This is a genomic window from Caballeronia sp. LZ029 (assembly GCF_031451275.1).
In the GTDB taxonomy this organism is placed as follows: Bacteria; Pseudomonadota; Gammaproteobacteria; order Burkholderiales; family Burkholderiaceae; genus Caballeronia; species Caballeronia jiangsuensis.
In genome coordinates this window covers 124,287-139,476 of the sequence record NZ_JARUXO010000001.1, presented here as the reverse complement: position 1 = coordinate 139,476, position 15,190 = coordinate 124,287, and the positions used below count along the sequence as shown (strand labels likewise).

Here is a 15,190-nt window from a genome sequence, read left to right as displayed (position 1 = left end):
CTGTCTTTTGTCGAAAATTGAAAGCTTGGCGGGCGAGGAGCGTTGCACTCGCCTCGTCTGACCGGCTTGACGGTTTTTTGGGCGAGAGTGGCATCGCGTGTGGAGCGGCACCATCTTTACGGACCATTTTTCCGGTCAAAAATATTTCTGGTTATTGCGGGTATAGCGGTTCGGATAATGCCGACCGCCTGGGCATGCGGCGGAGCGCGTCGTATCGCACGCGCGCGCTGATTGTTCTTGAAACCCGACGCTTTGCAGAGCGAGCACCGGCGCGCCTGTCGGAGCGTCGAAAGCCATTCGAAATATCGGGAATACGACATTTCCCCGCGCACGGCGCATTGTCCGTGCACGGAAAAAAGAGCGGAATGTCTGGAAGAAAATCGCTGCCTGAGTGTGGCGTGATTACGTCATCTTGGTCGCGAAACTAGACGCGCCAATAGTTTTGCGTTCATTGCCGAACGACAACTATTGGCGACGGGACCGAAGATTCAATTGCGATAGTTCGCGTTGGCCGGCGTGCGGCCGTCATCCGCCGGACGCCCGGGTGGGCGTGGCAGGCTGCGCTCTTCGTTGTAGCGCGTGATGTCGGCGCGAATGGAACCAGTGCCGCGCATGGGCACTGCCTGATCGGCGCGCGGGCCGGGCCGCACTTCGGCGCTCACGGGCGTGAGACCGTCCTTGGCGGAAACCGGCGTGTAGTGCAATGACTGACGGCTCGCGGTGGAATCGCTGAATACCGCCGACGACAGCCACTCGACACGCGGCCCCGCGAGCGCGAGCGAACCCGCCACCGCCAGCGCGCCGAGCGCAGCGGATGCGAAAAGCCGGGTAGTCTTGCGAAAGCCAGTGAGCGTCATGTCGAAACTGCCTGCTCCGACCGATATTCCCGTCCGTGCGTCGAAAGCGGTGCTTCCGATTCAGGCGGACAACCGGCCGTAGTCGGAACATCCGGGTTGCTGCATCGAGGCAATGCAAAAACCCGCCAACCGGTGTACCCAACAATTTATTTCGCACCGTCGCGGCAGTCGAGCCAAAAAGTGTTAGGCCTGCTCGATGGTTGTAACACCATGTTACGTCAGAGTTTTTTCGTGTTGGCCGACTGTTTCGGATCGCCAATCATGTGACGAAATTTTTGCTGGACAGACGGTTGCGGAAGCCGTGAAATCGACGCGTGCACGGCCCGGATGTTGCTGGCTTCCAACTCCGGCCCGCGCGAAAGTATGTTGTTTTCATGCGCATTGGGAATCAATCGATCTGGTAAATGAATTTGCCAATTTAATCGGGCACGAGCGAAAATCATGGTTTCTACTGACTTGACGACGAATACACCGTGCAGCGCGTCCGGCGTGTTCACGTACGAGAACCTTTGATGGCACGGCCCAAACTCCTTCCCGACAACTTCACGCTGGCGCTCATCGGCACGGTCATCATCGCCAGCGTCCTGCCCTGCCGCGGCAGCGCGGCGGTAGCGTTCAACTGGATCACCGATATCGCCATCGGTTTGCTGTTCTTCCTGCACGGCGCTAAGCTCTCCCGCGAGGCGATCATTGCCGGCGCGACGCACTGGCGGCTGCATCTCGTCGTGCTGCTCAGCACGTTCGCACTCTTCCCGCTGCTTGGCCTCGTGCTCAAGCCGGTGCTCATGCCGCTTGTCACGCCCGCGCTCTACACGGGCATCCTTTTTCTCTGCACGCTGCCGTCCACGGTGCAATCGTCGATCGCCTTCACGTCGATGGCGAAAGGCAACGTGCCGGCTGCCGTGTGCAGCGCGTCGGCGTCGAGCCTGCTCGGCATTTTCATCACGCCGGCGCTGGTCGGACTCGTCGTGAGTAATCACGGCGCGACGACCGGCTCGCCGTGGCATACCGTCGGCAACATCACGCTGCAACTGCTCGTGCCGTTCATCGCCGGGCAATTGTTGCGGCCAGCGATCGGCAAATGGATCGACAAGCACCGAGCGATGCTCAAGTTCGTCGACCAGGGCTCTATCCTGCTCGTCGTGTACGTGGCGTTCAGCGAGGCCGTGAACGAAGGCATCTGGCATTCGATCTCGCTTTCGACGCTCGCGGGCCTGCTTGCCGTCAATATCCTGCTGCTGGCGGCCGCGCTTTTCATCACGGCCTTCACCGCGAAGCGTCTCGGCTTTTCCCGCGCTGACCAGATCACGATCATCTTCTGCGGCTCGAAGAAGAGCCTCGCCTCCGGCATTCCGATGGCGAAGGTGATCTTCGCGTCGCACGCGGTGGGCGCGGTGGTGCTGCCGCTCATGCTCTTCCATCAGATCCAGCTCATGGTGTGCGCAGTGCTCGCGCAGCGCTGGGGTGCGCGCAAGACGGCGCCCGAACCGGTGCGCAAGGACAAGAACGTCGCTGCGCCCGCGCGCCGCTGATTCGAGCCTGAGCGCAGGCTGCGTCGTCTGCCTCGCCATCGTTACCCTCCTTTCCGAAGGCCGCCCTGCGCGGCCTTTGCGTCATTTGAGCCCGTCCGCATGTTGATGTCGACTCGGCCGGATGGCATAGGCTCAAACGCCTGACCTCTCGCATCGATTTTTGAAGCTACGTTGCTTCGCGTCCGACGCTTTGGCCTACACCTTTCGGCCGAATGGCGCCCGGGCATGTGCCTTGCCACACTCTTGCCGGGCATGTGCCTTGCCACACTCTTGTTCAACACCGTGCAGAAACGGGCATAGGACAAGCATGCGCACATCACGCGTCACTCATCAAAGGCGGAAGGAACGATGAATCACGTCGAACAACACACGACGGCATCCGCCTTGCGCGCCTTCCTCGACGAAATGCCGTTCCAGCGTGGCAGCGCGAAAGACGCAGGTCACGCGCTGCATGCGCTGATCAGCGAGGGTCTGGATCGCCTGCCCTTGCCGGGTCACGGAAACACGTCCGAACGCTGGCGCTCGCTCGGTGCGGTCGCCGCGTTCGACCTGTCGCTGGTCAAGCTCTACGAAGGTCACACCGACGCGCTCGCGATCCTCGCCGAGCTCGGTGCCGAACAACCGGACTACGGCAGCGCGTGGGCCGTGTGGGCGGCCGAGCCACCGAACGCGCGGCTAGCGGCGCTCGGCGACATCGATTCGCAGAACGTGCTCTTGCAGGGCACGAAATCATGGTGCTCCGGCGCGGCGTCGGTCACACATGCGCTCGTGACCGCGTGGAACGAGCGCGACGAACCGGTACTTGCCGCCGTCGATCTGAGACACGACCGCGTGCGGATCACCGACTCTGGCTGGCAAGCGGTCGGCATGCAGGCGAGCGCGAGCGTCGATGTGTCCTTCGAGCGCGTGCCCGCCCTTCGGATCGGTTCGCCGCGAGCGTACGTCGAGCGTCCCGGCTTCTGGCACGGCGGCGCGGGTATCGCCGCGTGCTGGTTCGGCGCGGCGGCAGGCATCGCCGCATTCGTCGCGCGCGACGCGAGGCAGCGCGCCGGTCCGCACAAGCTCGCGCACCTTGGTGTCATCGATACGACCATGTGCGCCACGGCCGCGTTGCTGCGCGAGACGGCCGAGTACATCGACCGGTCGCCGCACGCCGACGCGATGGCAGCCGCAATGCGCGCACGCCTCGCGGCGGAACATGCGGCGGCGCTCGTCGTGGCGCGCGCCGGCCGCGCGCTGGGCGCAGCGCCGCTATGCCGCGACGCGCACTTCGCGCAACTCATGGCCGATCTGCCGGTTTTCATTCGACAAAGCCACGCCGAGCGCGACGAAGCATCGCTCGCCGAGCGCGTCTTAGAGGAGGGACTAACTTCATGGCAAGTGTGACCACGCAAGCGCCGACAGACAAACAGGCCGCCAACCGCACGATATCCGGCGAAGGCACGCCCGAGGCCGCGTGGCAAGGATGGGCGCGTCTCAACGCGCTGCCCGAGGTCGATCCCGCCGAACTGGTGCCGCTCGGCGGACGGGCTGTCGTAGTTGCGCCACACCCCGACGACGAAGTGCTCGGCACCGGCGGGCTGCTCGCCCGTCTCTCGGAAATCAGCCGTCGCATACTCATCGTTGCTGCCACCGACGGCACCGCGAGTCACCCGGATTCGACCGAATGGCCGCCGGAACGCCTTGCGCGCGTGCGTCCGCAGGAAACCAGAACAGCGCTTCAACGGCTGCATCTGCGGCAGGTGGAGGTGGTCAGGCTCGGACTTCCGGACGGCGCGCCGGGTCGCATCGAAGAAATTTTGTCAGGATCACTATCCGAATTTCTTCAACCCGGCGATATCGTTTTCACGACTTGGCGCTATGATGGTCACCCCGACCACGAAGCGGCCGGGCGCGCCGTTCATTCCGCGGCACAAGCGCTCGATCTGCCCTGCGTGGAGGTGCCGCTCTGGACCTGGCACTGGGCGTCGCCGGACGATACGCGCGTGCCATGGAGCCGTGCTCGCCGCATCGTCCTCGACACCGCAACGCATGCCCGGAAGCTTCGGGCCGTGCAGGCTTTTCGGAGCCAACTCGATCCCGATACCACGACCGGTCAGGCGCCAGTGCTACCCGAGCATGTGCTGGCCCGGCTGACTCGGCCTTTCGAAGTCGTACTCATATGAACAACAACACCAGCGACAATACTAAGCAGTACTTCGATAACCTGTATCGACACGACGACGATCCCTGGAAGATCAGAAATCGATGGTATGAACGGCGCAAGCGCGCGCTCATGCTCGCGTCGCTTCCCCATGAGCGGTACGCACGTGCATTCGAGCCCGGCTGCGGCAACGGCGAACTGACCGCCCTGCTGGCGCAGCGCTGCGACGAACTGGTCGCCACGGATATCGCCGAGGACGCCGTCGCGCTCACCCGGCAACGCGTCGCGGAGTGTTCCAACGTAACCGTCCAGCAGATGCTCTTGCCCGATGTCTGGCCAAGCGGCAAGTTCGATCTCGTCGTGATCAGCGAGATCGGCTATTACCTTGACGAACCGCAGCTTTGGCATATCGTCGAGCACATACATCAAACGCTGTCGCGGGATGGCGCTGTCGTCGCGTGTCATTGGCGTCGGCCGATCGAAGGCTGGGAGCAGCACGGCGACGAAGTGCACGCGAAGCTGCGCGGCCGCATGAGTCTGCCGCTGCTCAGCCACTATTGGGACGACGACCTGGTTCTCGACGTGTGGACGCCCGATAAGCGCTCGATCCACGACCGGGAAGCATCGGTATAGCGTTTTCTGACTTTTACTAAACAAACAGACTGCAAGGAATCTCATATACAACAAGGCTCTACTGGTTTTCTCCAATCTAATCTACGCGTAAATTCCGGCTTTTTTACTATACAATCGCCCCAACAATGCGAACCGGTCACGCGCGATAAACATTCGCGCGGACCAAAAGAACAGCCGAAAACAGGCGGAGACAGAGAACACCACGATGGCCACCACCATTCGCGATGTCGCGCGTGCGGCAAGCGTCTCGATCGGGACGGTGTCACGCGCGCTCAAGAATCAACCGGGCTTGTCCGAGGCGACGCGCGTGCGCGTCGTCGAAGTCGCGCAGCAACTCGGCTACGACTCGGGACAGTTGCGCACGCGCATTCGTCGCGTGACCTTTCTGCTGCATCGGCAGCACAACAATTTCGCCGTCAGCCCTTTTTTCTCGCACGTGCTGAACGGTTTCGAGGAAGCGTGTCGCGAGCGGCGGCTCGTCCCGTCCGTGCTCACGGCTGGCCCGACGCAGGATCTCGCGCAGCAGATGCGCCTGCACGCGCCCGACGCCATCGCGGTCGCGGGCTTCGTCGAGCCGGAACTGCTCGCGCATCTGCATTCGCTCGCGCGGCCTACCGTGCTCATCGATTTGCGCGCGCCGGGCTTTCGCTCGGTCAATATCGACAACGTGAAAGGCGCGTCGCTCGCCATGCAGCATCTTTTCGCGCAAGGACGGCGGCGCATCGCGTTCATCGGCGGATCGCTCGCGCATTACAGCATCGCGCAGCGCGCGCTCGGCTATCGCAAGGCGTATTTCGATGCCGGGCAGCTTTTCGATCCGACACTCGAAATCGTCACGCAGCCGGGCTTGCCCGCCGATCTCGCCGCCGCCGACGCGATGGAGCGCCTGATCGCCGACGCCCGCGCGCAATCCAGTCCCCTGCCCGACGCGGTTTTCGCCTATAACGATGCAGCGGCCCTCGCCGCGATGCGTGTCTGTCTCGCGCACGGGCTGCGCGTGCCGGATGACGTCGCGTTCGTCGGTTTCGACGACATTCCGGCCGCCGCGCAAAGCACACCGCCGCTCTCGACCGTGACCGTCGACAAGGAAGCGCTCGGGCGCCGCGGCGTCGAGTTGCTGTTGGAAGATCAATCGAGCCCGCCGAGCCAGGCCGACACGCTCGTCGCCGTCAATTTCGTTCCTCGCGCGAGCTCGGGCACGAAACAGGACATCAGCACGCCATGAACATGACCGCCTCACCTGCCGTCGCGCAAGCAGTGCCAGCAGAACGCGCGATCGACTTCCGCAGCCGCGACTTCCTGCTCTCGCACGTGCGCGACACGCTCGCGTTCTACGCGCCCAACGCACGCGACCCGTCCGGCGGCTTCTTTCATTTCTTCAAGGACGACGGCAGCGTCTACGACCGCACAACGCGCCACCTCGTCAGCAGCACGCGCTTCGTCTTCAATTACGCGATGGCATACCGCCATTTCGGCGACGCGAGCTATCAAGACGACGCGCGCCACGCTTTCAAATTCCTGCGCGACGCGCACTGGGACGCCGCCAACGAAGGCTACGACTGGGAAGTCGAGTGGCGCGACGGGCAGAAGCGCACGCTCGACGGCACGCGCCATTGCTACGGCACGGCGTTCGTGCTGCTCGCATGCGCGCACGCGGCGATGGCGGGCATCGACGAAGCAAAGCCGATGATCGACGAAACGTTCGCGCTCATGGAGCGGCGTTTCTGGGACGCCGACGCCGGCCTCTACGCCGACGAAGCCACGCCCGACTGGCAGCTTTCGGACTATCGCGGCCAGAACGCGAACATGCACGCGACCGAGGCGCTCCTCGCCGCGTACGAGGCGACGGGCCACGTCATCTATCTGGATCGCGCGGAAAAGATCGCGGGCAATATCACGCTGCGTCAGGCGAGGCTGTCGAATGGGCTCGTCTGGGAGCACTTTCACCGCGACTGGTCCGTGGACTGGCACTACAACGAATCGGACAGCTCGAACATCTTCCGTCCGTGGGGCTTCCAGCCTGGGCATCAAATCGAATGGGCGAAGCTTCTGCTGATCCTCGAGCGGCATCGCGCGCTGCCGTGGCTCGCGCCGCGCGCCGTCGAACTGTTCGATGCCGGCTTCAATCGCGCGTGGGACAGCCGACACGGCGGCCTCTATTACGGCTTCGGCCCGGACGACACCATCTGCGACCACGACAAATATTTCTGGGTGCAGGCGGAAAGCTTCGCGGCGGCGGCGCTGCTCGGCGCGCGCACGGGCCGCGAGCGTTTCTGGGACTGCTACGACGAACTGTGGCGCTATAGCTGGGCGCATTTCGTCGATCACGAATACGGCGCGTGGTATCGCATTCTCACGTGCGACAACCGCAAGTACGGCGACGAGAAAAGTCCCGCCGGCAAGACCGACTATCACACCATGGGCGCGTGCTACGAAGTGCTGAACGCGCTCGGCCCGACTTTGACTCAACGGTGACCCGAATGGCTAGCGAGCAAACCACCTTCCCGCAATTCGTCTCGGCAGGCGACATCCTCACCGACATGATCCGCACCGACGTGTCGAGCTGGCTTTCGCGTCCGGGTGGCGCGGGCTGGAACGTCGCGCGCGCGGTCGCACGGCTCGGGCTGCCGACGGCCTGCGCCGGCTCGCTCGGCACGGACAATTTCTCCGACGACCTGTGGGAAGCGAGCGCCTCGGCGGGGCTCGACATGCGCTTCATGCAGCGCGTCGAACGCCCGCCGCTGCTCGCGATCGTCCACAAGACGCAACCGCCGACGTATTACTTCATGGGCGAGAACGGCGCGGATCTGGCGTTCGACCCGTCGCGGCTGCCGCAAGGATGGATGGAGCGCGTGAAGTGGGCGCACTTCGGCTGCATCAGCCTCGTGCGCCAGCCGCTCGGCGCGACGCTCGCCGCGCTCGCCCGCCAACTGCGCGAGCACGGCGTGAAGATCAGCTTCGATCCGAACTATCGCAATCTGATGGAGCACGGCTACGAGCCGATCCTGCGCAACATGGCGAGCCTCGCCGATCTCATCAAGGTATCGGACGAGGATCTGCACATGCTCTTCAAGGGCATGCCCGAAGCGGACGCGCTCTCGAAAATCCGCTCGATGAATCCGCAAGCCACGGTGCTCGTCACGCGCGGGTCGGGCCAGGCGACGCTCTACGCCGGCGACCAGCAATACAGCGCGCGCCCGCCGAGCGTCGAAGTGGCGGACACGGTCGGCGCGGGCGATGCGTCCATCGGCGGATTGCTCTATAGCCTGATGGCGCGCCACGGCGACTGGCCCGATCACCTGAAGTTCGCGCTCGCGGCGGGCGCGGCTGCGTGCCGTCATTCGGGCGCGCATTCGCCTTCGCTGGAAGAGGTCGAAGATCTGTTGACGTGATCTGGAAAGCGCGTCGCACGCGTTACATATCAGCGTGCTAGCATGGGTTCGTCCTTGCCTGGAGGCGAATCCACATGGAAGACACCACCTACACGAAAGGCATCTATACCGCGACGATCGGTGTACGCACCGTCGACGGCGGCAAGTTCCAGGGCCTCGTCTCGCTCGCCCGCGACGACGGCGAGGATACCGATGCGACGCTCTACGAAGTGGAAGCCGAATCGGGCAACGAAGAAGAAGCGCTCAACGAAGCGCGCGCGCTCGCGCACCGCATCCTCGGGGAAATCGAACTGTAGCCAGGCCGCCAAGGCGGCGCGTGGCGCTGGAGCTTCGCGGCGCCTCCCGGCTGCATCGGAGGACATATGCCGGAACAGATCTTCCTATACGGCGTCTACGCCATCCACGTGAGGGCGGTCGAGCTGCAAGGCTCGCGCTGGGACGCGGAATACGAGATCCGTCATCACGACAAGGCCGTTCAGCCGTGGACGACCGTCGGCGGCGATGATGGTCTCGCCGACAAGGCCGAAGCCGTCGAACTCGCGCATCAGCGCGCCGTCTCAGATATCGAAGCCGGCGCGGGCATTCCGAAACCACGAGCGTTTCCCTAATTTTCGTTCGACGGCTGCGCGAGGCCCACGTGCGTATTCAACGCGAGCCGCTCGGCCTCGCGATGATCGATCGCTGACGCGCGTTCGTAACCTTCTCGCGCGAGCGAGCGCTCGACGTAATCGAAGAGCACGCCCTCCGGTTCGAGCAGCTTCGCGATGAACGCGATCCGCAGCGTGCTCGCCGCGAGAATATCGGCGGCGGTGAATTGTTCGCCGAGCAGCCACGGCCCTTCTTCCAGCGCGTTCTCGATCGCTTGCTCGACGCGCGTCAGATCGCCCCAGCCGAAACTCACCGTGTTGCCCGGCGCGCCGGTCATGCGCTCGGCCATCGCGGGTTCGAGACACGAGCCGGTGAAAAACATCCATTGAAGAAAGCGGCCGCGCGAAGGGTCGTGCATCGGCACGCCGAGCGCGGTTTCCGGATAGCGATCCGCGAGATAAAGCAGCACCGCGCCCGATTCGGCCACGCGCACGCTGCCGTCTTCCAGCGCGGGCAGCTTCGACATCGGATTGACGCGGCAGAAGTTCGGATCGTTCTGCGCCCCTGCCCGAATATTCACGAACTCGAGCTGATACGGCACGCGCATTTCTTCGAGCATCCACAGTGCGCGAAAGGCGCGCGTCTTCGGCCAGTAGAAGAGCTTCATCGGCGTCGTTTTCGTTGTCTTTCGATGCGTTCAGGTTAGCCCCAAAACCCCGCAAATCGCGCGGCGCACGGCATCGGGTTTACGCGTAAGCAAAAGGGATCGAGAAAAATTCCTCCCGCTAATCTCAAAAATGAGGCCATTGCTTCTCGATGTGCGCGGAATCGCGACGAGTGCGCAAAAACATTCTGCATTTGTCGGCAAAGAATGTCGCATTGCCCCGCATCTCAAAAAAAGACTCTGGAGATTTCATGAACGCGCGCGTCCCCGCCGATGCATTTTTTCCTCCCGCGCTGTCGGACTACCAGCTCAGCGACAACCTGAGCGCCACCAAAGGCCGAATCTTCCTCACCGGCACGCAGGCGCTCGTGCGCCTCGTCCTGATGCAGCGCGAACGCGATCGCGCCGCCAATCTGAACACCGCCGGTTTCGTCAGCGGTTATCGCGGCTCGCCGCTCGGCATGGTCGATCAGCAATTGTGGAAGGCGAAGAAACTGCTCGCGTCGCACGATGTGCGCTTTCTGCCCGCGATCAACGAGGAACTCGGCGGCACCGCCGTGCTCGGCACGCAGCGCGTGGAATCGGATGAAGAACGCACCGTCGATGGCGTGTTCGCGATGTGGTACGGCAAGGGCCCGGGCGTCGATCGCGCGGGCGATGCGCTCAAGCACGGCAACGCGTACGGCTCGTCGCCGCACGGTGGCGTGCTGGTGGTAGCGGGCGACGATCACGGCTGCGTGTCGTCGTCGATGCCGCATCAGAGCGACCAGACGATGATCTCGTGGCACATGCCGGTGGTGAATCCGTCGAACGTCGCGGACATGCTGGAGTTCGGCCTCTACGGCTGGGCGCTGTCGCGTTTCTCGGGCGCGTGGATCGGCTTCAAGGCGATTTCGGAGACGGTCGAATCCGGCTCGACCGTCGATCTCGACGCGATCCGCACCGACTGGCAAGCGCCCGCCGATTTCACGCCGCCGCCGGGCGGCCTGCACAACCGCTGGCCCGACCTGCCGAGCCTGACGATCGAAGCGCGCCTCGCCGCGAAGATCGAAGCCGTGCGTCACTTCGCCCGCGCGAACAGCATCGACAAGTGGATTGCGCCGAGCCCGCGTGCGAACGTCGGCATCGTGACATGCGGCAAGGCGCATCTTGATCTGATGGAAGCGCTGCGCCGTCTCGAACTCACCATCGACGATCTCGACGCCGCCGGCGTGCGCATCTACAAGGTCGGGCTGTCGTATCCGCTCGAAACGACGCGGCTTGAGACGTTCGTCGAAGGTTTGAGCGAAGTGCTCGTGATCGAGGAGAAAGGACCGGTCATCGAGCAGCAGATCAAGGATCACCTGTACAACCGCGTCGAAGGCGCGCGGCCGATCGTGATCGGCAAGAACGCGCGCGACGGCGCGCAGCTTCTGTCCGCGCTCGGCGAATTGCGTCCGTCGCGCGTGCTGCCGGTTTTCGCCGACTGGCTCGCGCGTCACAAACCTGCGCTCGATCGCCGCGACAAGGTCGTCGATCTGGTCGCGCCGAACATCCTCTCGAATGTCGCCGATACAGTTAAGCGCACGCCCTACTTCTGCTCGGGCTGCCCGCACAACACATCGACGAAAGTGCCGGAAGGCTCGGTCGCGCAGGCGGGCATCGGCTGTCACTTCATGGCGTCGTGGATGGAGCGCGATACGACCGGCCTGATACAGATGGGCGGCGAAGGCGTCGACTGGGCGTCGCATTCGATGTTCACGAAAACGCCGCACGTCTTCCAGAATCTCGGCGACGGCACCTACTTCCATTCGGGCATTCTCGCGATTCGTCAGGCCGTGGCCGCGAAGGCGAACATCACGTACAAGATTCTCTACAACGACGCCGTCGCGATGACGGGCGGCCAGCCGGTCGACGGCAGCATTTCGGTGCCGCAGATCGCGCGGCAGGTGGAAGCGGAAGGCATCGCGCTCCTGGTCGTCGTGAGCGACGAGCCGGAGAAATATCAAGGCCACGAAGATCAGTTTCCGCGCGGCACGACGTTTCATCATCGCAGCGAGCTGGACGACGTGCAGCGCCGCCTGCGCGACACGCCGGGCGTCACCGTGCTGATCTACGATCAGACCTGCGCCGCCGAAAAGCGCCGTCGCCGCAAGAAAGGCGAGTTTCCCGATCCGGACAAGCGCCTCTTCATCAACGAAGCCGTGTGCGAAGGCTGCGGCGATTGCGGCGTGCAGTCGAATTGCCTCTCGGTCGAGCCGGTCGAAACGGAGCTGGGCCGCAAGCGGCGCATCGATCAGTCGTCGTGCAACAAGGACTATTCGTGCGTGAACGGCTTCTGCCCGAGCTTCGTCACGGTCGAAGGCGCGAAGCTGAAAAAGGCCGAAGGTCACGCGTTCGACCCGGCCGAACTCGCGCGCCGCGTCGATGCGCTGCCGCAACCGGCAGGCCTTCTCGATCAGGCGCCGTACGACATTCTCGTGACGGGCGTCGGCGGCACGGGCGTCGTGACGGTCGGCGCGCTCATCAGCATGGCGGCGCATCTGGAAGGCAAGAGCGCCTCGGTGCTCGATTTCATGGGCTTCGCGCAAAAGGGCGGCTCGGTGCTGTCGTTCGTGCGCTTCGCCGCGACGGACGCGCTGCTCAATCAGGTGCGCATCGACACGCAACAGGCGGACTTGCTGCTCGCGTGCGACATGGTCGTCGGCGCGAGTCCGGAAGCGTTGCAGACGGTGCGGCACGATCGCACGAAGATCGTCGTGAACACGCACGCGATCCCGAACGCGAGCTTCGTGCAGAACCCGGAAGCGAATCTGCACGCGGATGCGCTGCTCGACAAGATGCGTCACGCCGCCGGCCCCGGCGCGCACGACGCGATGCGCAGTTGCGACGCGCAAGCGCTCGCGCAGCGTTTTCTCGGCGATACGATCGGCGCGAACATCCTGATGCTCGGCTTCGCGTGGCAGCTCGGCCTCGTGCCGCTGTCGCTCGCGGCGCTGATGCGCGCGATCGAGCTGAACAATGTCGCGGTCGCGGCGAACAAGCTGGCGTTCTCGATCGGCCGTCTCGCGGCGGCGGACATGGGCGCGCTCGAAGCGCTGACCGCGCAGGTGCTGGCGAAGCGCGTGGTAATGGACCGGATGTCGTTGCCCGAGCTGATCCGCGATCGCGAGGAACGTCTGCTGGCTTATGGCGGTTCGAAGTATGTCGCGCGTTATCGCAAGCTGGTGAACAAGGCGGCGGGCAACGAGGCCGTCGCGCGCGCCATCGCGATTTCGTTCTACAAGCTGCTCGCGGTGAAGGACGAATACGAAGTCGCGCGCCTCTATGCGGACCCGGCGTTCCGCGCCGCGCTCGGCGCGCAGTTCGACGGCACGGCGGGCGAGAGCTATACCGTGAAGTTCAACCTCGCGCCGCCTGCCCTATCGCATGGCGCGCCGAAGAAGAAGGTGTTCGGCCAGTGGATGTGGCCGGTGCTCGGCGGACTCGCGAAGATTCGCGCGCTGCGCGGCACGGCGCTCGATGTCTTCGGCAAGACGCTCGAACGCCGCATGGAACGCCAGCTCGCCGACGACTTCGAGATCACGATGACGCGCGCCCTCGGCAAGCTCGACGCCGCCAGCGCGGGCGATATCAAAGCGCTCGCCGCCCTCTTCGAGCGCGTGCGCGGCTACGGTCACGTGAAGCTCGCGAACGTCGCGATGGTCAAGCGCAGCGAACGCGACATCGCGGCGCGCATCGGTATCGAAGCGGCGACGGGCGATGCCGTGCGCGCCGCCATCGACACGATGAAGGGCGCGGCCTCGCTCAAGGGCATTCCGGTCGTCGTGGCGAAGTGATTATTCGATGTCGTCGTCGGGCAACCAGTCGACGTCGCCGCACAACACGCAGCGCTTGCCTTGCGAGCGCGTCTCCACCGACAGCGTGACGCACGGCATCGCTTCGTTGATCGACAGATACGGCTTCGTCACATGCACGCGCTCGGGGTCGCCGAGCGCCGCCCGGAAGTACGGGCGGCGCAGCCAGTTCGCGCCCTGGGCGTCGATGAGCGGCAGAAAGCGCGCCTCGTGCGCGGCGCGATCCGCGCGGAGCACGACGTTGCGGCCCGCCTGTTTGCCGTTCTGATCGAGCAGGAAGCAGCGCGCGGCGTTGTCGAGCGCGAGGAAGTTCCAGCACACTTCTTCGAGCGGCTCGCCCGCCGCGAGCCGCTCGGCGGCGCGCTCGAACGCGCGGATATACGGCTGGAGGCGCGTCGCGACACGCCGCTCGCGCGCTTCGGTCTGCAAGCGGTAGCGCTCGGTCAGCTCGCCGATCACGGTCTGCGCGTGCGCGCTGTCCGCGAGCCCCGGATGCGGCCGCGCGAAGAAAAATCCCTGCACGAAGTCCGCGCCGCTCGCGAGCGCGAGTTGCGCTTCGTGCTCGGTCTCGACGCCCTCGATCAACACGAGCTTGCCCGCCTCGTGCAGCAGCGACACGATGCCCGACAACACCGCCTCCATGTTCCGCCGCTGTTTGAGCGAGCGCGCAGATAGCGGCGCATGCACGTTGTGGCCGGCGTGCGAGAGCATCACGCGATCGAGTTTGACGATGTCCGGATCGAGTTGCCAGATACGCTCTATGTTCGTGTGCCCGGCGCCGAAATCGTCAAGCGCGATGAGAAAGCCGTGATCGCGGAACTGCTGCACCGCGAGCGCGAGCCGCTCGACATCTTCCGCGCTTTGTTCGAGCACTTCGAGCACGACGCGGCGCGGCTCGATATTGAGGCGCTTGAGATTCGCGAGCAGCGCTGCCGCGTGGTACGGCTCGATCAGCGCGCCGGGATGCACGTTGAGAAAGAGCCATTCGGTCTGCGCGCCGAGCATCTTGAAGTTCTCGAGATGCAGCGCCTGCGCGAGCCGGTCGATCAGCAATGCTTCGCCGACGCGCGATGCCTGCCCGAACACATCGAGCGGCGACACCGGCCGGTCGAGCGCATCGTGCGCGCGCAACAGGCCCTCGTAGCCGACCGCGCGCATGTGCGACAGACTGAACACCGGCTGGAAGACGCTCGATAGCGTCAACTCGCCATGCTCGACCGAATAGCGGTCGAAGCCCGATGTCACGCCGAGCTCGAAGCTGCGCGCGGAAACCGTCGCTTTCTCGGGGTTTGCGATCACCATGCCGATCCTCTCGCCTCCATGTCCCGGCGATGCGCGGTCGACCTGCGCCTGCCTTGCGTCATCCGTGCCACCGGACCCGCGCCGGGCCCGTCCCATACCGTTGTCATAAGAACAGCCCTCGATGATCTCGTCGGGAGTCTCAGTGTCCCGTGGCCTTCGTTAAAGCAAGCTCCATGCGCAGCGCGCGGGTCGATTCGTCGATGGTTTGCCCGCCACATGCACCGCCAACAGGCGATTTCCTGT

At 64.3% G+C, this 15,190-nt stretch carries 14 protein-coding genes; 10 read left to right on the top strand and 4 right to left on the bottom strand.

Going from position 1 to position 15,190, the window contains the following annotated elements:
- Positions 1-488 precede the first annotated feature (488 nt).
- Both QCE73_RS00655 and QCE73_RS00650 read right to left on the bottom strand, forming a co-directional pair.
- Positions 489-857 (bottom strand): hypothetical protein, encoded by a 369-nt coding sequence (locus QCE73_RS00655; protein ID WP_035497408.1) that lies wholly within the window; start codon positions 855-857, stop codon positions 489-491.
- A gap of 218 nt (positions 858-1,075) precedes the next feature.
- On the bottom strand, positions 1,076-1,354 hold the full coding sequence (locus QCE73_RS00650) for a hypothetical protein (protein ID WP_309879404.1): 279 nt from the start codon (positions 1,352-1,354) through the stop codon (positions 1,076-1,078).
- Between the two features lie 15 nt (positions 1,355-1,369).
- Between QCE73_RS00650 and QCE73_RS00645 the strand changes: the two genes are divergently transcribed.
- The 9 genes from QCE73_RS00645 to QCE73_RS00605 all read left to right on the top strand — a co-directional run bounded on the left by QCE73_RS00645 (position 1,370) and on the right by QCE73_RS00605 (position 9,165).
- Positions 1,370-2,389 carry a bile acid:sodium symporter family protein gene (locus QCE73_RS00645; protein ID WP_035497407.1) on the top strand — a complete coding sequence of 340 codons (1,020 nt, stop codon included), beginning with the start codon at positions 1,370-1,372 and terminating at the stop codon, positions 2,387-2,389.
- Between the two features lie 348 nt (positions 2,390-2,737).
- Positions 2,738-3,775: an acyl-CoA dehydrogenase gene (locus QCE73_RS00640; protein WP_309879403.1), complete on the top strand. Its 1,038-nt coding sequence runs from the start codon at positions 2,738-2,740 to the stop codon at positions 3,773-3,775.
- On the top strand, positions 3,763-4,554 hold the full coding sequence (locus tag QCE73_RS00635; protein WP_309879402.1) for a PIG-L family deacetylase: 792 nt from the start codon (positions 3,763-3,765) through the stop codon (positions 4,552-4,554). The genes QCE73_RS00640 and QCE73_RS00635 overlap by 13 nt, the downstream gene beginning before the upstream one ends.
- Entirely contained in the window at positions 4,551-5,165 is a 615-nt protein-coding gene (locus QCE73_RS00630; RefSeq protein ID WP_309879401.1) for an SAM-dependent methyltransferase, read from the top strand. The genes QCE73_RS00635 and QCE73_RS00630 overlap by 4 nt, the downstream gene beginning before the upstream one ends.
- Before the next feature lie 205 nt (positions 5,166-5,370).
- Positions 5,371-6,390: a LacI family DNA-binding transcriptional regulator gene (locus QCE73_RS00625; RefSeq protein WP_035497401.1), complete on the top strand. Its 1,020-nt coding sequence runs from the start codon at positions 5,371-5,373 to the stop codon at positions 6,388-6,390.
- Complete coding sequence (locus QCE73_RS00620; RefSeq protein WP_309879400.1) at positions 6,387-7,640, top strand: AGE family epimerase/isomerase; 1,254 nt, start codon at positions 6,387-6,389, stop codon at positions 7,638-7,640. Before QCE73_RS00625 ends, QCE73_RS00620 begins: the two co-directional genes overlap by 4 nt.
- A gap of 5 nt (positions 7,641-7,645) precedes the next feature.
- A complete protein-coding gene (locus tag QCE73_RS00615; RefSeq protein WP_187608767.1) occupies positions 7,646-8,557 on the top strand; it encodes a carbohydrate kinase in 912 nt (303 codons plus the stop codon).
- A 74-nt stretch (positions 8,558-8,631) separates the two neighbouring features.
- Complete coding sequence (locus tag QCE73_RS00610) at positions 8,632-8,853, top strand: hypothetical protein (protein ID WP_035497397.1); 222 nt, start codon at positions 8,632-8,634, stop codon at positions 8,851-8,853.
- Positions 8,854-8,919: 66 nt separating this feature from the next.
- Entirely contained in the window at positions 8,920-9,165 is a 246-nt protein-coding gene (locus QCE73_RS00605; RefSeq protein ID WP_035497396.1) for a hypothetical protein, read from the top strand.
- Here the strand turns inward: QCE73_RS00605 and QCE73_RS00600 are convergent.
- Positions 9,162-9,812 (bottom strand): glutathione S-transferase family protein, encoded by a 651-nt coding sequence (locus tag QCE73_RS00600; protein ID WP_035497395.1) that lies wholly within the window; start codon positions 9,810-9,812, stop codon positions 9,162-9,164. The genes QCE73_RS00605 and QCE73_RS00600 overlap by 4 nt on opposite strands.
- 248 nt (positions 9,813-10,060) lie before the next feature.
- On the opposite strand from QCE73_RS00600, the gene QCE73_RS00595 reads away from it, so the two are divergent.
- Positions 10,061-13,627: an indolepyruvate ferredoxin oxidoreductase family protein gene (locus tag QCE73_RS00595; protein WP_309879399.1), complete on the top strand. Its 3,567-nt coding sequence runs from the start codon at positions 10,061-10,063 to the stop codon at positions 13,625-13,627.
- Here QCE73_RS00595 and QCE73_RS00590 read toward each other — a convergent pair whose 3' ends face one another.
- Positions 13,628-14,947 (bottom strand): EAL domain-containing protein, encoded by a 1,320-nt coding sequence (locus QCE73_RS00590; RefSeq protein ID WP_035497390.1) that lies wholly within the window; start codon positions 14,945-14,947, stop codon positions 13,628-13,630.
- Positions 14,948-15,190: the final 243 nt, after the last annotated feature.